This window comes from Streptomyces sp. NBC_01428, assembly GCF_036231965.1.
In the GTDB taxonomy this organism is placed as follows: domain Bacteria; phylum Actinomycetota; class Actinomycetes; order Streptomycetales; family Streptomycetaceae; genus Streptomyces.
In genome coordinates, this window is sequence record NZ_CP109499.1 from 7,809,332 (window position 1) to 7,832,550 (window position 23,219).

Annotated in this window: 18 protein-coding genes; 6 read left to right on the forward strand and 12 right to left on the reverse strand. The window is 71.2% G+C overall.

Going from position 1 to position 23,219, the window contains the following annotated elements; genetic code table 11:
• Positions 1 to 51 precede the first annotated feature (51 nt).
• Positions 52 to 726 carry a GvpL/GvpF family gas vesicle protein gene (locus OG406_RS34010; protein WP_329189449.1) on the reverse strand — a complete coding sequence of 225 codons (675 nt, stop codon included), beginning with the start codon at positions 724 to 726 and terminating at the stop codon, positions 52 to 54.
• A gap of 850 nt (positions 727 to 1,576) precedes the next feature.
• On the opposite strand from OG406_RS34010, the gene OG406_RS34015 reads away from it, so the two are divergent.
• Positions 1,577 to 2,821 (forward strand): PP2C family protein-serine/threonine phosphatase, encoded by a 1,245-nt coding sequence (locus OG406_RS34015; RefSeq protein WP_329189450.1) that lies wholly within the window; start codon positions 1,577 to 1,579, stop codon positions 2,819 to 2,821.
• Positions 2,822 to 3,187: 366 nt separating this feature from the next.
• Here the strand turns inward: OG406_RS34015 and adh are convergent, their stop codons facing one another.
• The 5 genes from adh to xylB all read right to left on the reverse strand — a co-directional run bounded on the left by adh (position 3,188) and on the right by xylB (position 10,328).
• Positions 3,188 to 4,711 carry an aldehyde dehydrogenase gene (adh, locus tag OG406_RS34020; protein ID WP_329189451.1) on the reverse strand — a complete coding sequence of 508 codons (1,524 nt, stop codon included), beginning with the start codon at positions 4,709 to 4,711 and terminating at the stop codon, positions 3,188 to 3,190.
• Positions 4,712 to 4,859: 148 nt separating this feature from the next.
• Positions 4,860 to 6,164, reverse strand: a complete 1,305-nt coding sequence (locus tag OG406_RS34025) for a GAF domain-containing protein (RefSeq protein WP_329189453.1) — start codon at positions 6,162 to 6,164, stop codon at positions 4,860 to 4,862.
• A gap of 131 nt (positions 6,165 to 6,295) precedes the next feature.
• On the reverse strand, positions 6,296 to 6,895 hold the full coding sequence (locus OG406_RS34030) for an N-acetylmuramoyl-L-alanine amidase (protein ID WP_329189455.1): 600 nt from the start codon (positions 6,893 to 6,895) through the stop codon (positions 6,296 to 6,298).
• A 575-nt stretch (positions 6,896 to 7,470) separates the two neighbouring features.
• Positions 7,471 to 8,679, reverse strand: coding sequence for an ROK family transcriptional regulator (locus OG406_RS34035; RefSeq protein WP_329189456.1), 1,209 nt, complete (start codon positions 8,677 to 8,679; stop codon positions 7,471 to 7,473).
• Between the two features lie 197 nt (positions 8,680 to 8,876).
• Complete coding sequence (gene xylB, locus OG406_RS34040; protein ID WP_329189457.1) at positions 8,877 to 10,328, reverse strand: xylulokinase; 1,452 nt, start codon at positions 10,326 to 10,328, stop codon at positions 8,877 to 8,879.
• Positions 10,329 to 10,524: 196 nt separating this feature from the next.
• Between xylB and xylA the strand changes: the two genes are divergently transcribed.
• Positions 10,525 to 11,691, forward strand: a complete 1,167-nt coding sequence (gene xylA / locus OG406_RS34045; protein ID WP_329189459.1) for a xylose isomerase — start codon at positions 10,525 to 10,527, stop codon at positions 11,689 to 11,691.
• 519 nt (positions 11,692 to 12,210) lie between these two features.
• Positions 12,211 to 12,834, forward strand: coding sequence for a hypothetical protein (locus tag OG406_RS34050; RefSeq protein ID WP_329189461.1), 624 nt, complete (start codon positions 12,211 to 12,213; stop codon positions 12,832 to 12,834).
• A 91-nt stretch (positions 12,835 to 12,925) separates the two neighbouring features.
• Here the strand turns inward: OG406_RS34050 and OG406_RS34055 are convergent, their stop codons facing one another.
• The 3 genes from OG406_RS34055 to OG406_RS34065 form a co-directional block, all read right to left on the reverse strand.
• Entirely contained in the window at positions 12,926 to 14,269 is a 1,344-nt protein-coding gene (locus tag OG406_RS34055) for an esterase-like activity of phytase family protein (protein ID WP_329189462.1), read from the reverse strand.
• An 88-nt stretch (positions 14,270 to 14,357) separates the two neighbouring features.
• Positions 14,358 to 15,620 (reverse strand): SWF or SNF family helicase, encoded by a 1,263-nt coding sequence (locus tag OG406_RS34060; protein WP_267052255.1) that lies wholly within the window; start codon positions 15,618 to 15,620, stop codon positions 14,358 to 14,360.
• A complete protein-coding gene (locus tag OG406_RS34065; protein ID WP_329189464.1) occupies positions 15,617 to 18,568 on the reverse strand; it encodes a DEAD/DEAH box helicase in 2,952 nt (983 codons plus the stop codon). Before OG406_RS34065 ends, OG406_RS34060 begins: the two co-directional genes overlap by 4 nt.
• 298 nt (positions 18,569 to 18,866) lie before the next feature.
• On the opposite strand from OG406_RS34065, the gene OG406_RS34070 reads away from it, so the two are divergent.
• Positions 18,867 to 19,922, forward strand: coding sequence for a fatty acid desaturase family protein (locus tag OG406_RS34070; RefSeq protein WP_329189465.1), 1,056 nt, complete (start codon positions 18,867 to 18,869; stop codon positions 19,920 to 19,922).
• Between the two features lie 105 nt (positions 19,923 to 20,027).
• The gene (locus OG406_RS34075; RefSeq protein ID WP_081223009.1) at positions 20,028 to 20,210 is read left to right on the forward strand and encodes a hypothetical protein; all 183 of its coding nucleotides are present in this window, start codon (positions 20,028 to 20,030) and stop codon (positions 20,208 to 20,210) included.
• Positions 20,211 to 20,314: 104 nt separating this feature from the next.
• Here the strand turns inward: OG406_RS34075 and OG406_RS34080 are convergent, their stop codons facing one another.
• From OG406_RS34080 to OG406_RS34090, 3 genes are all read right to left on the reverse strand, one after another.
• Positions 20,315 to 21,223 (reverse strand): hypothetical protein, encoded by a 909-nt coding sequence (locus tag OG406_RS34080; RefSeq protein ID WP_164374534.1) that lies wholly within the window; start codon positions 21,221 to 21,223, stop codon positions 20,315 to 20,317.
• 136 nt (positions 21,224 to 21,359) lie between these two features.
• On the reverse strand, positions 21,360 to 21,668 hold the full coding sequence (locus tag OG406_RS34085) for a hypothetical protein (protein WP_164374533.1): 309 nt from the start codon (positions 21,666 to 21,668) through the stop codon (positions 21,360 to 21,362).
• Positions 21,669 to 21,821: 153 nt separating this feature from the next.
• Positions 21,822 to 22,355 carry a PadR family transcriptional regulator gene (locus OG406_RS34090; protein WP_164374532.1) on the reverse strand — a complete coding sequence of 178 codons (534 nt, stop codon included), beginning with the start codon at positions 22,353 to 22,355 and terminating at the stop codon, positions 21,822 to 21,824.
• A gap of 103 nt (positions 22,356 to 22,458) precedes the next feature.
• Here OG406_RS34090 and OG406_RS34095 point away from each other — a divergent pair, with 103 nt between their 5' ends.
• Positions 22,459 to 23,217, forward strand: a complete 759-nt coding sequence (locus tag OG406_RS34095; protein ID WP_329189470.1) for an alpha/beta fold hydrolase — start codon at positions 22,459 to 22,461, stop codon at positions 23,215 to 23,217.
• Positions 23,218 to 23,219: the final 2 nt, after the last annotated feature.

Sequence of the window (23,219 nt, forward strand, 5' to 3'; positions counted from 1 at the left end):
GCGGCTCCGCGCGTTTGCCCGCGGGGCCGCGTCCCGCGTGATGCGCCGGCCCTAGGCGAAGCTGTACGGCGGAAGCGGGCCGTGCAGCCGGAAGTCGAAGTCCTCGCCCATCTGGTGGGCGAGGCTCATCTCGGAGGCGATGAAGAGTTCGTCCTGGTCGCTCGACACAAGAAACGAGACGTTGAGGAAGTCCTCGCCGCTCGGTGCGCCGGGCTTGACCTCCCGGGTGAACGGGCGGAACGCCTCGGTCACGCCGGACGCCAGTGCCTGCAGGCGGGGCCGCGCGTCCGGCACGCCCAACTCGCCCGGCCGGGAACCCGCTTCGGAGTCGGCTTCGCCGTCCCGGATGTGATCATGGGGCTGCCTGGCTTCCTGTGCCGCCTTGAGGCTGTACTCGACACACCCGTCCAGTCGGCGCAGCCTCTCCGCGTAGTCATCCGCGTGTTCCTCCAAGGCGGAGCGGACGGCGTCGTCGTCGTCCAGGGCTGTGGCGCCGAAGCGGAGGGGGAGGACGACACCGCTCTCCATCAAACGTTGCTGGACGTCGTGATGGGCGCCGATGTCCCGTTCCGTGGGATGCGGTTCCTCGGAGACGTCACTCACCACGGCGCAGAGAGGGCCGGCGAGCACCGTGCGCAGGGGGGTCGGTGGGGCACCCACGCCGCTGAGGCCGTCGAGCCGCAGTGGATGGTCCCTGAGCGTCAGGGCGTACGTGTAGACGGTCACCCCGCGGTCTGCGGAGTCCTCCTCGCGAGAAACGGTTCGCAAGGCGCGTCGCGCGGGGTGCCGACGCGGTCGGATGGCCGCAGCTCCCGCCTTGTCCCTTTCCGAGGCGTCGCTTTCGCCGTCCTTCCGGGTGTTCGTCTGGTCCCGGGTGAACGCGTCGATGACAAGTCCGCGGTCGAGAATGAGTTCCAGAACGTCGCAGAGGCCGCCCGATCCACTACGACGGGCAACGCCGTGTTCGCTCTGTGGCATCGCACTCACGATGCTTCCTTTCACTGACAGTGAGGCCGGCGCCGCTTTCGCCGCGCGTGGAGCGCCGCTTTCGTCCCCGGCGCCTGGCCACCCTGCGCATGGAGCGCTACTCGGTAGGTGATCGCCGCACTGGTGGCTTCCGATATGCCGTGAAACTCGAGTACCTCTGCCTCCGTCTCTCAATCGTCGTCCATCTGGTTGCGATAGCGAAAGCGGATGGACGCCCGCTGTGTACCGATGAGAGCTGCACCGGTCGAAGACTTCGTGGGTCTGCAGAAACTGTTGGTCGGTAGGGGAGAGACGCCTGTACCGACACAACGGGACGCGAGCAGGCGTTGTTCTGCTCCTCACGGACGCCGGGCTCGCCACTCGACCGCAAGGACCGGCGACCTCGACGCGCGCATACTGGGAGAGGGAGCGGGCCCGGTCGTCCCGTGTCGACACGGTGGAAGACGACGCGTCCGGAACCCGGTTTGTGCGACATCGTTCATCCCGTCTCACCGTCGTCGAGCAGTGAGGGACCGTGGTGACCGCAAGACGGCCGAACGCAGATCAGATTTCTGGTCCTCCCCAGGGCGACAGGGGCCAGGTCAGGGCGATGAGTTTGGCGGGGACGCTGGAGGCGGCGGAGGCCGCCGCGCCGGTGGAGTCGCTCGACGTGGTCGCGCGGATGCTCAGGGAGAACCTCGGGGCCGCGTCGGTGTCCTTCCTCATGACCGACTTCACCGGCAGCTCGGTCGTGCGCCTGGGGACGGCGGGCAGCGTCGATACCGATGAACCCGCCCGGCGTATCCCGTTGCGGGGAACCCCGTACGACGACGTGATCCGCACCCAGCGGCCGAGCGTGGAGAGCGTGAGTCAGGGCCAGGCTTCCCTGGTGCGAGTCGTCGCGCCGGTGACCAACCGTGGGGACGCCATCGGTCTGCTCGAACTGTTTCTGCCTGGGGCACCCGACGCGGAGATGATGCGGGAGATCGGCGAGACGGCCCACGCGTTGGCGTACATCGTCATCGCCAACCGGTCCTTCACCGACGTCTACCAGTGGGGCCGCCGTACCACGCCGTTGAGCTTGGCCGCGGAGATCCAGCACCGGCTGCTCCCGGCGTCGCTGGCGTGTGAGGCGGCGCAGTTCGCCGTGGCGGGGGCGCTGGAGCCGGCGGACCATGTCGGGGGTGACACCTTCGACTACGTGATCGACCGGGACACCGTCCAGCTCTCGGTCACCGACGCGATGGGTCACGATGTCGACGCCGCGCTGCTGGCCACCCTCCTGGTGGGCGCCCTGCGCCGGGCGCGGCGGGCCGGCGCCGATCTCGCCGAACAGGCCCGCCAGGCCGACCAGGCCATGCACGACCACGGCCACAAGGGTTACGCCACCGGCCAGCTCCTGCGCATCAGCCTGCTCGACGGCACGACCGAGTTCGTCAACGCCGGCCACCCCTGGCCCCTGCGTATGCGGGACGGTCGGGTGGAGGAAGTCACGCCGAAGGTCGATACACCGTTCGGCTTCCCCGGCCCGCGTACCTACCGCGTACAGTCGCTCGACCTGCGGCCTGGTGACCGGCTGGTGATGCTCACCGACGGCATGCTGGAGCGCAACGCGCACAGTGTCGATCTGTCCGAGCTGATGGTGCGGACCCGCGTGCTGCATCCCCGCGAGGCCGCTCGCACCCTCATCGCCGCGATCGTCGATGCCAACGACGGCCACCTGCAGGACGACGCGACCGTCATGTGCTTGGACTGGCACGGTGTCACCCACTCCCGGCGTGACGCGGCCACCGGAGCCGACCTCGCCGACGCCTCACGACCGTCACGGACGGGACCCACCCGTGCCGCCCCATGACCGCGCACCGAGGGCGCTTCGCGTGGGGTCACGGAGGCGTCAGCGAGCTGATCAACGACGGGCGAGAAGAAGCTCGGCGGTCCGAAACAGCCATGGCCATCCCGTCAGGCCCGAGTCAGGCCCGATTCACACGGGGGCAGCAGAGCCACGCCCAAACGTCGGCGTCGACGTCGCTGGTCGGGCATGGTGCCGCCTACGGCAGCACCTGGGTGCGGGCGTTCGTGACCGGTCTGGAAGCACTGGTCAGGAGGGGCGCAATCGTACGAGGAAGGGGAGTTGGTGCCCAAGCCGGGCTCGATGGAGAGCGGGCTCAGCGAAGGACGCCTGACGGGTGACAGCCCAGGTCAGGCGCCCTGTCGCTCGTGTCTAGAAGAAGCCCAGCTTCTTCGGCGAGTACGACACCAGCAGGTTTTTCGTCTGCTGGTAGTGCTCCAGCATCATCTTGTGGTTCTCGCGGCCGATGCCCGACTGCTTGTAGCCGCCGAAGGCCGCGTGTGCCGGGTAGGCGTGGTAGCAGTTCGTCCAGACGCGGCCGGCCTGGATGGAACGGCCCGCGCGGTAGGCGGTGTTGATGTCCCGGGTCCACACGCCGGCCCCGAGGCCGTAGAGCGTGTCGTTCGCGAGCTTGATGGCGTCGTCGAAGTCGTCGAACGACGTCACCGACACGACCGGACCGAAGATCTCCTCCTGGAAGATCCGCATGCGGTTGTCGCCCTCGAAGATCGTCGGCTGGACGTAGTAACCGCCCTTCAACTCGCCGTCGTGCTCGATGCGCTCCCCGCCGGTGAGCACCTTCGCGCCCTCCTGACGGCCGATGTCCAGGTAGGAGAGGATCTTCTCCAACTGGTCGTTGGACGCCTGGGCGCCGATCATCGTGTCCGTGTCGAGCGGGTTGCCCGGCTTGATGAGTTCGGTGCGGGCGACCGCCGCCTCCATGAACTCCCGGTAGTGGCCGCGCTGGATGAGAGCCCGCGAGGGACAGGTGCAGACCTCGCCCTGGTTGAGCGCGAACATGGTGAAGCCCTCAAGGGCCTTGTCGCGGAAGTCGTCGTTCTCCGCCCAGACGTCGTCGAAGAAGATGTTCGGGGACTTGCCGCCGAGCTCCAGCGTGACCGGCTTGATGTTCTCCGAGGCGTACTGCATGATCAGCCGCCCCGTCGTGGTCTCGCCCGTGAACGCGACCTTCGCCACGCGAGGGCTGGACGCGAGCGGCTTGCCGGCCTCCACGCCGAAGCCGTTCACGATGTTGACCACGCCTGGCGGGAGGAGGTCCGAGATGAGGCTCATCCAGTAGTGGATGGATGCCGGCGTCTGTTCGGCAGGCTTGATGACCACCGCGTTGCCCGCCGCCAGCGCCGGAGCGAGCTTCCACACCGCCATCAGGATGGGGAAGTTCCACGGGATGATCTGCGCGACCACACCGAGCGGCTCATGGAAGTGGTACGCGACGGTGTCCTCGTCGATCTCGCCGACGGAGCCCTCCTGGGCCCGGGCCGCCCCCGCGAAGTAGCGGAAGTGGTCGATCGCGAGCGGGATGTCGGCCGCCAGGGTCTCGCGGACCGGCTTGCCGTTCTCCCAGCTCTCGGCGACGGCCAGCTTCTCCAGGTTCGCCTCCATCCGGTCGGCGATCTTGAGCAGGATGTCGGCGCGCGCTGTCACCGAGGTGCGGCCCCAGGCGGGGGCTGCCGCGTGTGCCGCGTCCAGCGCGCGTTCCACGTCCTCCGCCGTCCCTCGGGCGACCTCGGTGAACGGCTGCCCGTTCAGCGGACTCGGGTTCTCGAAGTACTGCCCGCGAGCCGGCGGAACGTACTCCCCGCCGATGAAGTGGTCATACCGCGCCTCGTAGGAGACGATCGCGCCTTCGCTGCCGGGCGCCGCGTAACGGGTCATGCTGGTCTGCCTCCCGGAGAAGCGCTGCCCGCCGTTGGGCAGCTCTCGCCGCGAGGCTAGAAACCCCGACGTTGCAACGACGTTGCGCGGTCCCGAGAGCCCTCCTCGCCCCGCACGTGGACCCGCAGGTGGGGAGGCGGCCGGCCCGTCAGCGCGGCTCCGGTCGCATACGGCCGCCCCGGCGCTGCCGTGCCCAGCCCACGGGTACGGCCTGCTCCGACTCCAACTCCTCCAGCCGCGACCGTACGGCCGGCGCCGGCCGTACCGACGACAGTGCCCGCCAGACGTCGAGGTCGTCCTCCCCCCACGGCGAACGGGCCCAGTCGGCCAGCAGATCCGGGTCCCGCCGGGCGATGAGCGCCGTCCGCAGCCCGTCGGCCAGTCTGCGCCGCAGCCGCACGACCGCCGGTGCCGTGGACCCCGGCAGCAACGGACCGGCGTACGCCGCGACGGCTGCCGTGACCGCCCCCGTCCCGAGCCGCCGCTCCACCACCGTCACGTCGGACTCGACCGGGCGGGTCAGCCGGTAGGGCCGGGATTCCAGCAGACCCGGACCGAGGAGGCGGCGCAGCCGGGCCAGCTCCGCGCGCAGTGTCACCGGCGTCACCGACTCGTCCTCGTACAGCCCGCACAGCAGCTCGTCGCCGGTGAGGCCCTCCGGATGCCGGGCCAGCAGCACGAGGATCTCGCTGTGTCTGCGGCTCAGCCTGGTCTTGCGTCCGTCCACGACGAGTTGGGCCTCGTCCCGTCCCAGAACGGTCAGTTCGAGAGGGCCGTCCGTCACGGTCCGCGGCGGTGAGAGGAGGGCCAGATGGGACTCCGCGGCGCGCGCCACCGCCTGTACGAAGGCGAGGCTGTGCGGGTGCGCCAGCTCGTCCCCGCCGGTGATGTCGACCGCGCCGATGACCCGCCCGGTCCGCGGATCGTGCACCGGAGCGGCCGCGCACGTCCATGGCTGGACCCGCCGGATGAAGTGCTCCGCCGCGAAGACCTGCACGGGGTGGTCGACGGCGACCGCCGTACCGGGCGCGTTCGTCCCCGCGGCCGCCTCCGACCAGAGGGCGCCCGGCACGAAGTTCATCCGGCCGGCCTGCTTGCGTGTTCCCGGGTGGCCCTCGACCCACAGGAGCCGGCCCTGCGCGTCGCACACCGCGAGCAGGTGCTCCCCGTCCGACGCGAACGTGCCCATCAGTTCACGGAACAGCGGCATCACCCGGGCCAGCGGGTGCTCGGCCCGGTAGGAACCGAGATCCCCGTCCGTCAGCTCGACGCTCGCCGTGCCGTCCGGGACGACGCCGGCCCGCGCCGACCGACGCCACGAGTCCGCCACCACGGACCGCACGGGCCGCGGCACCGTTCCCGCCTCGGTGAAGGACTCGTAGGCGCGGCGCAGTGACCGAACCCGCTCGACGGGGTCGGCTCCCGGTTCCAGGGCCACCCAAGGATCGATCAACTCGGCCTCCCGGAAGGCGATGCGGCTGGGTCCATCGTCACTCCCCGTGCGGGCATCGACAACCCGTGTGACGTTCCGCTTCCGCCCGCGGCCGCATGGAGTCTCCGCGACGGGACTCCGCAGGGCCCCGATCAGGCGAAGTTGACGAGCCTGATGTAGCGCGTCCAGTCCCAGTTGGGCCCCGGGTCGGTGTGGTCGGAACCCGGCACCTGGTAGTGGCCGAGGATGTGGGCTCGGTCCTTCGGGATGCCGTACTGGTCGCAGATCGCGGCGGTCAGCTTGGCCGACTCCTCGTAGAGCGCGTTCGTGAAGTAGGCGGGCTTGTCCACCCAGCCCTCGTGCTCGATACCGATGCTTCTGGTGTTGTAGTCCCAGTTCCCCGCGTGCCAGGCGACGTTGTGTTCCCGGACGCACTGGGCGACATGGCCGTCGGCGGAGCGCACGACGTAGTGCGCGGACACCTTCTTCGCGGGATTCCGGAAGATCGACAGGGTGTCGGCGTACGTCGCCTGCGTCACGTGGATGATCACGTAGTCGAGGTCGTAGGTGTTCGGTCGGTCGGACGCCGTGTAATTGGAGGAGGTCGCCGCAGCCCACTCCGCACCCGGATAGTCGACGGCCGCGGTCTGGGCCGTCGCCCTGGCCTCGGGGAGTAACGCGTAAGGGAGGGCGGCGAGGGCTGCGCCCTTGAGCAGCCGCCGCCGGCTCGGGAACGACCGTGCTCTCTCCATGGAGTACTGGCCTTTCGTCGCTGGGGTGTCCGGGGTGTCCGGGGTGCCGGTGGTCCGAGGCCGCTGCCGGGGTCGGCCGGTCGAGGTGGAAGCGGGCGGCCTCGGCCGTTCGCCTGGCGTGACGGCGCGGCAGGAAGATCAGTATCACGACACGCACGGCCCGCCGGGCATGCGCGACCCAACGGGTCCGGACACGTCGCCTCTGTGCCGCAGGAGGTGGTCCGAACGGACCGATCGCTTCGTTCCGCGGCTCTGCATTCCTCGCCGGCGTCATGTGAATCCCCCGATTCGCTCCGGTCCCGAGGCGTCGGCCGGATGGCTGCGCCTCGCGTGAATCACCGTACGACGCTTGCCGGTTGGGCAGGAGGACCGTGGCGTGACTCGGTGGACAACCCGAGAACTGTGGATACGACGATCACTCGTAGGAGGGAACGGAATCCGCGCGGTGGTCCGCGACGATGCGGACGGGGAACGGGGACCGTCCGGTGGCCCGCTGTACCGCCGCGTGCCGAAGCGGGTCTGCTGCGAGAGCCCGACCGCTCCCGCGGGTTGTCGAGTGTGCCGGAGCCGGCCCGCTACGCGCGCCCGACCGCTCCCGCCGGATCGTCGAGCACGGCCCGCACCACGGAATGCGCGGCGCCCAGCAGGGGTCCCTCGGATCCCAGCCGGGACACGGACACGGGGCAGGCCGGTCCCGCGGTGCGCCGTGCCAACTCGCTCCGCAGCGAGGGGAGCAGCCAAGGCGCGAGGCCGGCGAGCGCGCCGCCCAGCACGACCGTCTGCGGGTCCAGCAGGTTCACCGCCCCGGTCAGGGCGATCCCGAGAGCGGTCCCGGCGTCGCTCAGAGCGCGTCGTACGTCCGCATCGCCGGAGGCGGCACGGTCGGACAGGAGCCCGACCTGGTCCTCGCCCGGTTCCAGGCCGGCGGCGCGCAGGACGGCCTCCTCGCCGGCGTACTGTTCGAGGCACCCGCGCCCGCCGCACGGACACTCGGGCCCCTCCGGGCGCACCGGTACGTGCCCCAGTTCCCCCGCGAACCCGCGGGTCCCGCGCAGCAGCCGCCCGTCCACGAGTACCGCCGCACCGATGCCGATCTCCGCCGACACGTGCAGGAAGTCGCGCGGGGTCGCGTCACCGAGCCAGAGTTCCGCGAGACCGCCGAAGTTCGCCTCGTTGTCGACCGTCAGGGGCATGTCGAAAGGGAGCAGGGCGCCGAGGTCCGTGTCGTGCCAGTCCAGGTTGGGGGCGCGGACCACGGTCCGTCCGTCCCGTGCCACGAGTCCGGGGACGGCGACGGCGAGGCCCGCCGCCCACAGCCCGTCCTGTTCGGCCTCGGTGACGACCTGGCGGACCAGCTTCGTCAGCTCTCGGGTCACCTGCTCGGCGGCCCGGCCACGGTTCGGTCCGTGGCGCACCGCACGTGCCCGGACGGCGCCGCGCAGGTCGACCGCGCACACGGCGAGGTGGTCGACGCCGACCTCTGCGCCGATTCCGGCCGGGCCGTGCCCGCTGACGGCGAGCGCGGATCCGGGGCGCCCCACCCTGCCGGGCCGTTCGGGGCCCAGTTCCTCGAGGAGCCCGGCCCGGATCAGTTCGTCGACCAGCGTCGACACGGCTGCCCGGGTCAGACCGATGTGCGAGGCCACAGCGGCGCGCGACAGCGGCCCCTCGGTGCTGACGGTGTACATGACCCGGGAGAGGTTGCGGCGGCGCATGCCCTGCTGGGTGTCGGGCAGGCGTCGGCCGGAACCGTTCGGACTGGCCTCGTGCAGCGGTGCGGTCATGCCTCCGTCAATCCTCGTCCGACCGGTCCTGCCGGCCCCTGTCGGTGCCCGCCCACTGGGGCGCCCTCTCGCCGTACCGGTCATCGGGCGACGTAGCGGTCGGCGGGTTCCCGGCCGGCGCCCGGCCGGGTGTGCGCTCTCCGAGAGACGCGCACGTGAGAGCGGGTTTTGGCGCGGGCGGCTCGCGTCGGTTCCGGTCAGTTTCCGTTTCCGTTCGGCCCCCGTTCGAACAGTGGGGCCGCGTCGGAGAGTACCCCGGTGATCCTCGCGAGCGTGTCCTCGTCCCGCTCCATGGCGTCGAGGACGGGTCCCCGGTCGGTGCCCCAGCGCCGCGCGACCGCCGCCGGGTCCTCGCCCGTGAGCAGGCCGGCCGCCTGTGCGGCGGCGCCCAGCGCGACCAGTTCCCTCGCCTCGGGGACCTGCACCGGGCGGCCGGACAGCCGTCGTACGGTCTGCTGCCAGGCCGTCCCCCGTGCTCCGCCGCCGATCAGCAGCAAGGGCGCCGAACGATCGGCGTCGGCGTCCAGAACCAGGTCCAGGGCGTCCAGCAGGGAGTGCACCGCTCCGTCGTACGCGGCCTGGAGCAGTTGGCCGCCCGTCGTGTCGTGCCGGAGGCCGTGCAGCAGGCCCGAGGCGTTCGGCAGATTGGGTGTGCGCTCGCCGTCCAGATAGGGCAGCAGTGTGACCGTGCCACCCGGTTCGACCGCCTCGCGGTCGAGGCCGAGCAGAGCGGCGATCCGGTCGACGGCCAGGGTGCAGTTGAGTGTGCAGGCCAACGGGAGCCAGTCGCCGCGGGCGTCCGCGAACCCTGCCACCGTGCCCGTCGGATCGGAGGGCCGGCGGGTCGAGACGGCGTACACCGTGCCCGAGGTGCCGAGGCTCACCACCGGCGCCCCGGGACGCAGGCCCAGGCCGAGGGCCGCTGCCGCGTTGTCGCCGGTCCCGGCGGCCACGAGGGTCCCCCTGGAGAAGGGGAGATCACCTCCGGCGTGCACCGTGCCGGCGACCTCGCCGGGCCGGACGACGCGGGGGAGCAGAGCCGGGTCGAGTCCGATGTGGGCGAGGACCTCCTCGTCGTACGCCTCGCTGCCCGAGGACCACCAGCCCGTGCCCGACGCGTCACCGCGATCGGTGGTGCCCTCGCCCGTGAGGCGCTCGGTGAGGTAGTCGTGCGGCAGACGGACGGCCGTCGTCGCCCGGACGGCCTCCGGCTCGTGCTCGGCGAGCCAGGCCCACTTGGTGGCGGTGAAGGACGCGGCGGGCACACTGCCCGTGCGTTCGGCCCAGGACTTCGGGCCGCCGAGCTCCTCGACGAGCCGGCGTGCCTGCGGCGCGGAGCGTACGTCGTTCCAGAGAAGTGCGGGGCGTACCGGTTCGCCGTGGGCGTCGAGGGTCACGAGGCCGTGCTGCTGGCCACCGATCGACACCGCGGCGGCCTCGTGCGCAGCGGTACCGCACTGGTGCAGAGCCGCACGCAGAGCGTCCCACCACTGACGGGGGTCGCTCTCGCGTCCCGCCCCGGTGGACACGGTGTGCGGCGCCTGTCCGCTCGCCACCACCTGTCCGGTCGACGCGTCCACGACCAGGGCCTTGGTGGACTGGGTGGACGTGTCCACCCCGACGACGAGCGGACCCTCGGCTGCTGACATCGGGCTCTCCCTCTTCCGCTGCTCTGCGGGATCTGTCCTGGTTGCGGGGTTGCCCGGGCCGGCGCGGCCCGGTTTCGCACGGTGTCCCGGCCCGCCACGACCAGGTTTCGTACGTCGTCTCTTCCCAGAGATGCGTTCGCATACTAATTTGTAAACCGCCATGACGAAATAGTCGGAGCTAACAAGGAGCCGCGACATGAACTACCAGCCCACCCCCGAGGACAGGTTCACCTTCGGCCTGTGGACCGTCGGCTGGCAGGGAAGGGACCCGTTCGGCGACGCCACCCGGCGCGCCCTCGACCCGGTCGAGTCGGTGCAGCGCCTGGCCGAGCTCGGCGCCTACGGAGTGACCTTCCACGACGACGACCTGATCCCCTTCGGATCCTCGGACAGCGAGCGCGAGTCGCACATCAAGCGCTTCAGGCAGACCCTGGACGCCACCGGCCTCAAGGTCCCGATGGCCACGACCAACCTGTTCACCCACCCCGTCTTCAAGGACGGCGCGTTCACCGCGAACGATCGTGACGTGCGTCGCTACGCCCTGCGCAAGACCATCCGCAACGTCGACCTGGCGGTCGAACTCGGCGCCGAGACGTACGTCGCCTGGGGCGGCCGGGAGGGGGCGGAGTCCGGTGCGGCCAAGGACGTACGTGTGGCGCTCGACCGCATGAAGGAGGCTTTCGACCTCCTCGGCGAGTACGTGATCTCCCAGGGCTACGACATCAAGTTCGCGATCGAGCCCAAGCCGAACGAGCCGCGCGGCGACATCCTGCTGCCCACCGTCGGACACGCCCTGGCGTTCATCGAGCGCCTGGAGCGACCCGAGCTGTACGGCGTGAACCCGGAGGTCGGACACGAGCAGATGGCCGGACTGAACTTCCCGCACGGCATCGCGCAGGCCCTGTGGGCGGGCAAGCTCTTCCACATCGACCTGAACGGTCAGACGGGCATCAAGTACGACCAGGACCTGCGGTTCGGAGCGGGTGACCTGCGATCCGCCTTCTGGCTGGTCGACCTGCTGGAGAGCGCCGGTTACGCCGGTCCGAAGCACTTCGACTTCAAGCCCCCGCGGACCGAGGACCTCGAAGGGGTCTGGGCGTCGGCGGCCGGCTGTATGCGCAACTACCTGATCCTGCGGGAGCGTTCGGCTGCCTTCCGTGCCGACCCCGAGGTCCGGGCGGCGCTGCGTGCCTCGCGCCTGGACGAACTGGCGCAGCCCACCGCGGCGGACGGTCTGCAGGCGCTGCTCGCCGACCGTGGGGCGTTCGAGGACTTCGACGTCGAGGCGGCGGCCGTGCGTGGGATGGCGTTCGAGCAGCTGGACCAGCTCGCCATGGACCATCTCCTCGGCGCGCGGGCCTGACCGGAGTTCCGAAGGGCACGGGTCCAAGTCCGGTGGACCCGTGCCGGGACGGCGGAGGCGAGCCGGCCGCCGTCCTCGAATACGCCGGAATGATGCGGTCCATGGCATGAGTCCGTATCAACTTCCGCGCAGGGGTCGCGCGGTGACCGGTTCGCGGCGACTCTTGACGGTATGGCCATGCCGCCCTTACCCTCTCAGCCCCCACGGTCGCCCGGCGCTGCTCCTCACGGGAGTGATGGCCCGGGCGCGCCGCCAGGGGGCTACGGGCCCCCGGTCTCCGGAGGCTACGGGCCACCCTCCTCGGGCGGATACGGACCACCCTCCTCGGGCGGATACGGACCGCCTTCCGGCGGCCACGGATCTTCCCCCGGCAGCGGTGGCGGACCTCCTTCGGGAGGCTTCGGACCACCGTCCCAGGGTGACTGGCCGCCGGGGCAGGGAGGCGGGAGCTGGCCGCCACCACCGCCGGGACCGCCCGGCGGCCCCGGAGGCCACCGGGGAGGGCGGCGGCGCAACACGGTGCTCATCGTCATCGCGGTGATCGTCGTCGTCGGGGTCGTCGTCGCTGTTGCCGTGGCCGCCGGCGGTGGCGGTGGGGACGACAAGAAGGCGCCGACCGAGAGCACGGCGAGTTCACCTAGTCCGTCCCTGAGCCTTCCGTCCGGGCTGCCCTCGCTCCCCACGAACCTGCCCACAACCCTGCCCAGCGTCGTGCCGTCGCTTCCCACCGATCTGCCCACGGACCTCGTCCCCAGTGGCCTCGAGTCGCTCGTTCCGACCCTCGCGGCCGACGAAGTGCCGTACTACATGCTGCGGAAGGGCGACTGTTTCGACACGGACGCCGCCCTTCCCGGCCAGGCGGCGAAACGCTCGTGTACCGAGCCGCACGACGCCGAAGTGGTGAAGATCGCCGAACTCAACGGCACCTATACGACGGACGCCGCGCTCAAGAAGGCCGCGTCGGCCCTCTGCAAGGCGCCGCTGGAGCGCAAGGCGGCGGCTCAGGCGGCGGGCACGGTGCGCAACACACTCGTGCAGTACCCCGACATCGGCAGCTACAAGATCGGTATCGACAACGTCGCCTGCAGCCTGGCCGCGACCGTCGGCAAGGGGCCCGGCAGACTCACCGCGCGGCTCAAGTGAGGACCGTCACCGCGCCGTTCGGGCGAACGGCACGCGCGCGTGGTCGCTGTCCATCGTCCACGCGCGCGTACCGAGATCGAATGACACGCGATCAGATGCGGCGGGGCAGCCGCACGTAGGTGACCGTCGTCTCGATACCGCTGTCCACGAGCCGGCCCTGCCCGTCGAACGCGCCCGACCCGTCCGTCATCCCGAAGTCGTTGTCGTTGATGAGGGCGAGCGTGTCGCGGTCCACGCGCGCGACGCCCTCGATCTTGCCGGGAACCCCAGCAACCGTTCCCAGGTCGACGATCAGACGCTTGCCCAGCACCGGAACACCGGCGGCGGCCGGATCGTCGAGCTGCTCCAGCGACGGAGACGTGGTGTCGCGGTCGTACGGGCCGCCCAGGATGTCCGCACGACGTGTCAGCCGCACCTCGTGCAGGCGAGCGGACTTGTCGGTGCGCTCCTCGACGAGCAGCCGGTCGGGGCCGACCGCCACCACGGAGGAGATCTTCAGCTCGGACGTGTCGTCCTCGCTCGGGTCCACCACGTTCACCGGATCGAAGCGGTACGCGTACTCGGCCGTCACGGAGCGCTTCCCGGGCGAGAAGCGCAGCAGCCGGGTCGTGCGGGACGTGTCGCCCGCGTCGCCGTCCGGCAGCGAGAGCGGGCTCTGCAGCGCCATCACCAGGTCGCCGCCCGGGAGTTGCGTGAGCCCTTCGAGACCGCGGTTGATCTTCCGGTGCAGCAGAATCGCGGGCAGCGCCTCCACCACGGGGTAGTCCGTGCCGGTCAGGTGCAGTCCCTTGGGGACGTAACGCGTGAGCACCTTCCCGCGCGCGGAGACGTGGAGCAGCGACGGACCGTACTCGTCGACGAGCCAGAACGACCCGTCCGCCGCCCGTACGATGCCCTCGGTGTCCACGCCGTTCGGGTTGTACGGCAGCGGGGTCTGCGCGTCGAAGGAGTACGGCGCCTCGTCGCGTCCCGCCTGGTTGGAGAGCCCGGTGACCGGCTTGCCGGACGACGTGGTGATCGGGATCGCGTCGATCACCTTCACCGCCCCGCCGGTCACCCGGATCCTCACGATCGCCGGGTCGAAGCCCGGCACCGGGAACGTCCGGCGCTTGGCGCCGTCCACCTTGATCTGGCCGTTGGGCCCACGGTCGGTGACCGTCCAGAACTCGCCCTTGCGGCCGGTCGGGTAGATGTCGCTGCCGATGCCGCCGAGGTCGACGCCCCGGTCGTTGTCCACCGTCCCGGGCAGCAGCCCGTTGCTGAACGTCCCCAGAGGGAGGTCGCCGAGGGCCGCGGTGTGCGTCACCCTCGGCTGCGCCGGCCCCGACGTCGCGTTCGCCCTGCCGGCCACCGCGAAGGCCGCCAGCAGAGCGAGCGGCACGCCGGCGGCGACGGACCGGTGGATGGGGCGTCTGCCGGCAGCGCGCGGGGACATGGAGCCTCCTGGGAAACAGGTTCGTTGACAGCGGCCAGAGTCGGCCCCGGCGTCTAACGAAGTCCGACAGCGAGGTGAACGGCGGCCGTCAACCAGTCGTCGGGTCTTCCTCGGCGATCGCGAGCGCGGTGGCCGGGTCGGGCGTGGCCGGCCCCGCCGGAGCCCAATGGCCCCGTTCCTTGCGGTAGGGCCACCATCTGCCGTCCCGGCCGAGACGGAGCTGCGTGCCTCTGGCGACCGCGGTCCAGCGATTGCGGTCCGCCCGCAGCCGGGGCCGCTCGTCCTCGTCCCAGGCGGTGTGCAGAGCCGCACGCGCGCGTGACAGGGACTCCGCCTCGACGTCCCACGCGTCGTCCAGGACCGAGAGCGCGCAGACACCGCCGTACCGCCAGGCCCTTACCGCGAGAGCCAGTTCCTCGCGTTCCCGACACGAGCCACCGGCCAGCCGCTCCGCGACCCCCTCCGGCGGGTCGCACGCCGCCAGCCGAACGGCATCCTGGACGAGGGACAACGCCTCCGGTGCGGTGCTGCGCCCCCCGGGTGCGCGGCCGAACGCCTCGGCGAGCAGCAGGTGCGCCTCCTGAGCCGCCGCGCGAGCGATGAACTCCAGGGCGACGGGGTCGACTCCGGCAGTCGGTGTGCCCTCGGTCTCCAGGGACGGCGGAGTCCCGGGCTGTTCGGGCCACTCCGGGTCGGTCGGAAGAGGCGGAAGGATGTCGCCCGCCGCATAGGCCTCCAGGGCGTCCACCCCTCCCTCCGTGTCGCCAGGATCGTCCGAGGGCTGCGCCACGCGTCCCTGGAGGGCTTCCAGGAGCGCGCGCTCACCCCGCCCCCGCAACAGCAGCAGGACGAACGGGTCCTCGTCGAGCAGCAACGCCACCTGGTAGCAGAGGGCGGCGGTGTGGCCGCAGTGGTCCCAGGCGCCGCACTCGCACTCCGCGTCCAGATCGCCGAGCCCCGGCAGGAGTTCGACGCCCGCGGCCGCCGCGTCCTCGACGAGGTGGGGAGGCATGTCGCGGTCGAGCAGCGCGGCGACGTGTCCGGACCGCTCGGCGGCCATGTCCAGGAAGAGATCCCAGTGCTCCTGCGACAGTTCGTGCAGCAGAACGTCCGCCCGGTGAGCGGTTCCGTCGCGGTCCTCGACGACCGCCGTGACGCGTCCGGGCCGTACGGAGACCGCGCCCACCGCTCCCGCGCGTGCCAGCCTGCGGCCCGTCTTCACCTGCCCGGAGTCCAACGCCGCGTCCTCCAGGGCACGCAGCCAGGCCCGGCCCCACCACGTCTGTGCGAAGCTCCGCCCGCGCGTGGGCGGCAGCGCTCCGAACGTGCGCTCCTCGTCCCGATCCGTCATCGTGCGCCCCCTCGCAACTCCACCAGGTCGGCCAGTTCCGCGTCGGTCAGCTCGGTGAGCGCTCCTTCACCCGCGCTCAGGACGGCGTCCGCCAACCGCTGTTTGCGACGCAGCATGTCGGCGATGCGGTCCTCGATGGTCCCCTCGGTGATGATGCGGTGCACCTGCACGGGCCGGTTCTGGCCGATGCGGTACGCGCGGTCCGTGGCCTGTGCCTCGACGGCGGGGTTCCACCAGCGGTCGTAGTGCACGACGTGCTCCGCGCGCGTCAGGTTGAGCCCGGTGCCGGCGGCCTTCAACGACAGCAGGAAGACCGGGATCCCGCCCTCCTGGAAGCGTTCCACCATCGCCTCGCGTTGCGGGACGGGCGTTCCGCCGTGGAGGAACTGCGTCGTCACCCCGCGCTCCGCCAGATGGCGCTCGATGAGGCGTGCCATCCGCACGTACTGGGTGAAGACCAGCACGCTCGCCCCCTCCGAGAGGATGGTGTCGAGGAGTTCGTCCAGCAGTTCCAACTTGCCCGACCGGCCGGGAATCCTGGGCCGCCCCTCCTTGAGGAACTGGGCGGGGTGGTTGCAGATCTGCTTGAGCCCGGTGAGCAGCTTCACGATCAGACCGCGCCGGGCCATGCTGTCGGCGGCGGCGATCTCCGCGAGGGTCTCGCGGACCACGGCCTCGTACAGGCCGGCCTGTTCCGGGGTGAGGGACACGGCGCGGTCGGTCTCGGTCTTCGGCGGCAGCTCGGGTGCGATGCCCGGGTCCGACTTGCGACGGCGCAGCAGGAACGGCCGGACCAGCCGGGCGAGCCGGTCGGCGGCCCCGGGGTCCTGACCGCCCTCGACAGCCTGCGCGTAACGGCTGCGGAAGGTGCCGAGCCGGCCGAGCAGACCCGGTGTCGTCCAGTCCAGGATCGCCCACAGCTCGGAGAGGTTGTTCTCGACGGGAGTGCCGGTGAGCGCCACGCGTGCGCGCGCGCCGATGGTGCGCAGCGCCCGTGCGGTCGCCGAGTAGGGGTTCTTGACGTGCTGGGCCTCGTCCGCCACCACCAGACCCCAGGGCACCTGGCCGAGCCGGGGCGCGTCGAGCCGCATCGTGCCGTACGTCGTGAGGACGAACTCGCCTTCGGACAGGCCTTCCAGGCTCCGCCGGGCACCATGGAAGCGGCGTACCGGAGTGCCGGGGGCGAAGCGTTCGATCTCCCGCTGCCAGTTGCCCAGCAGGGAGGCCGGACAGACCACCAGTGTGGGGCCCGCGGCCGACGCGTCCGCCTGCCGGTGGAGGTGCAGGGCGATCAGGGTGATCGTCTTGCCGAGACCCATGTCGTCGGCCAGGCAGCCGCCCAGTCCCAGAGAGGTCATCCGGGCCAGCCAGTTGAGGCCGCGCGACTGGTAGTCGCGCAGCGTGGCACGCAGCTCCGCGGGCTGCCCGACCGGCTGCTGCGCCTCGGGGTCGGTCAGCCGCTCCCGCAGGGTCGCCAGCCATCCCGTGGGCTCCACGTCGACCCGGTGGCCGTCCACCTCGGCGGAGCCCGTCAGAGCGGCGCTCAGCGCCTCGACCGGCGTGACCTTGCGGTCCCGGCGTTCCCGCGCCCGGCGGACCTCCTCGGGGTCGACGAGAACCCACTGGTCGCGCAGCCGCACCATGGGCCGCTTCGCCTCGGCCAGCCGGTCCAGTTCCTGTCGTGTGAGCTGCTGGTCGCCGAGCGCGAACCGCCAGTCGAACGAGAGCAACGCGTCCGCCGACAGGAAGGACGGCACGTCCGAGACCGTCCTGTCGCGTGATCCCTCGTCGCCGGCCGGCCCCTCGTGCGGGCCGTCCGCGAGGGCGTGAGGGCCGACGATCGCGCGGGCGGTCACCTTCCGCACCAGTTCCTTGGGCCAGTGCACGTCGACACCGGCGAGCGCCAGAAGCCGCCCGCCCGCTCCGAGGAGTTCGCCGACCTCCTCGTCGGCGAGTTCGACCGCGTCCGGAACCGCGGCCGACAGCAGCGGAGCCAGCGGCGGCCAGCTCTTCGCGGCACGGCGGAGGGCGAGCAGGGCGGTCATCCGCGCGCGTGGGCCGAACGGTGAGGAACCCGCCCACACGCTTGCGGCGTCCGCCACGAGGGCGGGGTCGTGCGCGCTGTGCAGCTGGACCACGGCCCGGAAGACCGGCGAAGGATCTTCCGGCCCGGTCGACGCGAGGGTCGGTGCCTCGACGCGCAGTGAGATACGCACGTCGGCCTCGTGCGTCTCCGCGACCTCCGCGGTCCAGGCACGATGCTGCGGCACTGGCCGGGGTTCCGGCGCCGCGAACGCCGGGCCGCCCGCTGCCAGTGCCGCCGCAGGGGAGCGCGGCAGGGCATCGGCGACGGCGTCCAGGAAGGCCCGAACGAGCCCTTCGGGATCGGCCAGTCGCGAGGGTGCCACGATGCCGTCCCCCGGACGGCCGGGAGTGTCCGTGGTTTCCGGGTCCTCGTCCGCCACCCTGGAAAGGGCCCGCGTCGGCACGGCGTGTGCCTCCGGGGGCATCGCCGCGGCCAGTTCACGGACGCGCTCCAGGTCCCGTGCGCTCAGCGGGCCGGCGCGCCAGGCGTCGTGGTCGTCGGCCGTCACTCCCGGCAGCAGGAGCCCGCGCGCGGCGAACTGGAGGGCGAGCACACCGGCAGCACCCCAGAACGCAATCGACCGGTGCGCCTGCGCCGCGGCACGCGCGCGCGTGAGGACCGGCAGGGCGGCCCGCACCGGCAGCAGCACCGCGGGCACCGAGACGGTCTCGACTTCATCCCCCATGGGCAGGGCAACCGTCAGGTCGCCGACCGAGCCGGAGGTCACCGACGGGGGCGACTCGCCGTCCGGGCACCAGAACGCGACGCTGCCCGAGCGCGGCGGATCGGCGGGTACGAACACGGCGCAGCAGCGGGCCAGTTCGGAGATCTCGGCGGCGTCGACCGCGGGAATCCTCTGCACAGCGATGACGTATCCCTCGGATTCATCAAATTTGACTACTGAGTCGAGTCGCCGAGAGTACAGCACGACGGGTGCGGACGGGCACGGCCTGACCGCGCGAGACCGCGGCCCCGCGAAGAGTGATGCCCCGAGTTCCCGAGAGGGGTGCCACCCCCCTGGGAGGCCGGGGGAAAGCCCCGCACGGAACGGGGTGGTCGCGCCATGGCCGCCGGAGGCCACCGATTCGTACGTTTCATCAGGTCAGCCCACTTCCTGAGAGATCAGGTCGGCCCGCTCCCCGAGAGACCGGAGACCCGCCATGGCCCAGACCGCCGCCGTCCTCGCAGAACCCGCCCCGAGGGAGAGCGCGAGGGCTGCACCCGGCAGCGATTTCGCACCCCTCCTGCGCGAGGTCAAGGAACGTGGACTGCTGGACCGGCGTCATGGCTGGTACGCACGCGAGATCGTCGTGAACCTGCTGAGCCTGGCCGCCGTGGTCACCGGCGTCGCCCTCATCGGAGACTCCTGGTGGACCCTGCTCCTCGCGCCGTTGCTCGCCGTCCTGGGTGCCCGGACGGCGTTCATAGGCCACGACGCGGGCCACTCCCAGATCACCGGTGACAAAGCGGTCGGCCGCGCCATCGGCCTGGTCCACGGCAACCTGCTCCTCGGTATGAGCTACGCCTGGTGGAACGACAAACACAACCGGCACCACGCCAACCCCAACCACGTCGACAAGGACCCCGACGTCCTCGCAGACGTCCTGGTCTTCACCAGCGGCCAGGCACACGAGCGGACCGGATTCCGGCGCTGGCTCACCCGTAACCAGGCCTGGCTATTCTTCCCGCTGACCCTCCTCGAAGGCATCGCCCTGAAGATCCACGGATTCCAGGACCTTCGCCGGCAGCCGCCACGCGAGCGTGCCGTGGAGGCCCTGCTGCTCGTCACGCATGTCGTCGCCTACGCGGCACTGCTGTTCACCGTCCTGTCCCCGGGCAAGGCGCTGGCCTTCGCGGCCCTTCACCAGGCACTGTTCGGGCTGCACCTGGGGATGTCCTTCGCGCCCAACCACAAGGGCATGGAGATGCCCGACCCGGACGGCGAGCGTTGGGGGCATCTGCGCCGACAGGTCCTCACCTCGCGCAACGTCCGGGGCGGCGTCCTCACGGACTGGTTCCTCGGCGGTCTCAACTACCAGATCGAGCACCATCTGTTCCCCAGCATGCCCCGCCCGCACCTGCGCCGAGCCCAGCCTCTGGTGCGCGCGTACTGCGCCGAGGTGGGTATTCCCTACGCTGAGACCGGGCTCGTCGACTCCTACCGGCAGGCCCTGCGCCACATGTACGAGGTCGGGGAGCCCCTCAGGGTCGAGTAAGGGGCGTACCTCAGGGACGTATCAGGGTCGCGGTCCGGAACCGTGGGACGCAGGGACCCGTTCTCACGACAGAGAGCGGCAGCAGCCGCGGAGGAGGCGACAGACATGTCGAAGAACGCGAAGATCGCCGCAGGGGGTGTGGCGGTCGGCCTGATCCTGTTGATCTGGCTGCCCTGGTGGGCCGCCTTCCTGATCGTGCTGGGCGTTCCGGCGGCCGCGTACCTGGCCCTGGACCCCTCGCAGCGGCGCAGGCTGCGCCGCGTCACGCGCAAGGAGATCGGCCGCTGAGGGGCGCCGGGCCTCCGTTCGCCGGCACTGGCGAGGGTCGGCGGACCGGGGCGGCGGAGGACTGACGAGGACGGCGTCACCAGGTCTCCTGGTGGCGCCGTCGCTCAGCTCGGGCGTACCGCCATCTTGTCGAGGGCCTCAAGGAGGCCGGGCAGCTCCGGGCCGCGCCCCACGGGCAGGACCTCGCCCGGCTCGTCGTCGAGGAGGACGAACGCGATGTCGTCCGTCCTGGCGACCAGTGACCAGCCCGGACCGTCGGCGCGCAGGGTCCGGGCGTCTCCCGTGGCGAACGACGAGCGCACGCGGCCCAACGGGGGAGGGGCGTCCACGTAGGAGCGCGCCTCGGCCAGGACGCGGCGGACCGCCGTGCGTTCCTCGCCGTCACCGAGCTTCTCCGGCCCGGCCGGATCACCTTCGGCGTCTCCGGTGGCCTCGGTCTGCATCTCGTCGTCGCCGGACTGTTCCGCGCCATCCGTGGACGCGAATTCGCCGTCGTCGATCTGGTCCCGCCACATCGCCCACTGGAGAGCGATCTCGTCGGCGCCCAGACGCCGCTGCGCGGGCCCCCAGGTGGTGGTGTCCGGAGGGGTCAGCGGAGGGCGTTCCGTGGGGTCGGTCGACGGATCGTGCGGGGCCGGGATGCCCGGGGCCGCGACAGCCACTTCGAGGGGCCAGCCGGGCAGCGCGGCGACCACCGTCCGCTCGTCCGGCGACAGCTCGTGCTCCATCCCGCAGTCCCAGGAGGCAATGGCCACGGCGACCAGGGACACGTCGTCGATGACGACGGTCCACCGCGCGCCCTCCCCGTCCTGGCCGAGCACCAGGCCGTATCCCTCGGCGAGTGGCGCGAGGCCGAGTGTCGCACAGGCCTCGGGATAGTCGTCCCCCAGCACGCTGGGGAACTTCGCCGGTGTCAGCAGCACCGCCGTCAGTACATACAGCGCGTCGTCGTCCACGGTGGCGACGGCTTCCTCGTCCACGGTGGTGACGGCTTCTTCGTCCGTCCCGGCCATCCCAGCCTCCCGATCGGTCCATCTGTCGGCGCACCCTAATGCGACCGGAAGGCGCTTGTCACGGGCCTGAAACACATGCGGAGCTGCAGTTATCCGTCTGGACAGGGGCGAAACGCCCCCGGCGCGGCCGGCCGTGTCAGGCGGCGGGGAGTCCGAGCAGCGAGCGTGTGACCGTCCCGGGCGACTCGTCGCGTTCCCGGGCGAGGGCGATGACCGCCCGGCAGGCCAGTTCGGTCACCCCGAAGGAGAGCGCCTCGGGCGACACCCAGGAGGCCGCCTCGTCGATCCGCTCCTGATCGTCCTCGGCGCACGCGGAGACGTACGCCGAGGCCGCTTCGAAAAGGTTGTGGCCGCGCTTGCCGCCCTCGCGGGCCGCAGCGGGACCGACCCCACCGCGCTGTTCCTGCGTCTTCCTGCCTGCCATCGTGCGGATCCTGTCGAACATGCCTGACATCCAGCCGCCTTCCCGTGCTCGATCGTCGTCGCCAAGCGTTCATCTGCCACTACTCAACGTAGAGTTGGAGGCGCGGTGACAGAAGGGGGCGCGGCCCGGTGAAGCGGGACCTGCCCGGTTCCGGGTGTGCGCGCCTGCCCGGTCTCACCCGCCCGCGGCGTCCAGTGAGTCGAGGGTGGCCCGCAGCCACGCCAGTTCGGCATCGCTGGTGGCCCGAGCGATGGTGAGGATGCCTCGCCGGAAAGGGTCGTCCAACTCTTCGGCCCGCACCGGTCGCTCACCGTCGTAGAAGAAGCTCGCCGGCTCCTCCAGGAACGCGAGCCGGCGGCGCAGCACCGTCGCCTGCGCCGACGGGTCCTCCAGATGCCTCAGGAAGGCAAGCACCGAGAACCACCTGTTCTCGTCACTGATGTCCCGCCCGGCCGGTTCCGCGAGCCGGCGGCGCAGCTCGCGACCACCCTCCTCGGTGAGCGTCAGGACGTGACGAGGCGCGGCCACGGAACCGGGCTGCGTGGTGCGTTCCAGCAGGCCCGCGTTCTCCAGTCGCTTGATGGCGGGATACAGCGTGCTCTCCGCCACTGGCTTCACGTGCCCCGTCAGGGCGGTGATGCGCTTGCGCAGCTCATAGCCGTGCAGCGGGGTGTCGCAGAGAAATCCGAGGATGGCCAGCTCCAGCATGACCTCATCCTCCCGCACCCTCGTGGTACATCGCTTCATTGATACATCGGATCCGAGGTATGCTCCGAACGGAAGAGCGACAAGCAGTGACGGGGAGGGTCCGATGAGGCAGGCCGAGTTCGACAGCGAGGGAAGCCTGATCCGGTGGATCGAGGCGCCGGGGACGGGGCCCGCACGCGTGTATGTGCACGGTCTGGGGGCGGCCTCGACGGTCTACTACGCCCACATCGCCGCCCGACCCGAACTCGCGGGCCGCAGAACGTTGTTCGTCGACCTGCCGGGACACGGCGTCAGTGACCGGCCGGCGGGGTTCGGCTACACGTTGGAGGATCACGCGGCTGCTCTCGCCGCGGCCTTGGACGGCGCCGACGTCAGCGGGGCGGAACTCGTCGCGCACAGCATGGGGGGCGCGGTCGCCGTCGTGCTCGCACACCGGCGGCCCGACCTCGTCTCACGGCTCGTCCTCGTCGAGGCCAACCTCGACCCGTACCCGCCGGGCACGACGGGCGACAGCGGTATCGCCGCGTACGAGGAGGACGACTTCGTGGAGAACGGCGGCCACGCGCGCGTGCTCGAGAAGGTGGGGGCCTCCTGGGCCGCGACCATGCGCCTCGCCGACCCGCGTGCCCTGCACCGCACCGCGCTGGCACTCCAGCACGGCACGGTCCCGACGATGCGTCGGATGCTCACCGGGCTGGCCGTCGACCGCGTCTACCTTCAGGGCGAACTCAGCGGCGAACTCCCCGGCGCACAGGCACTGGAGGAGGCGGGCGTGCGGGTCGTGGCCGTGCCGGGCGCGGGTCACAACATCATGTTCGACAACCCCGACGTCTTCGCCGCCGTTCTCGCCGGTACGCACTGACC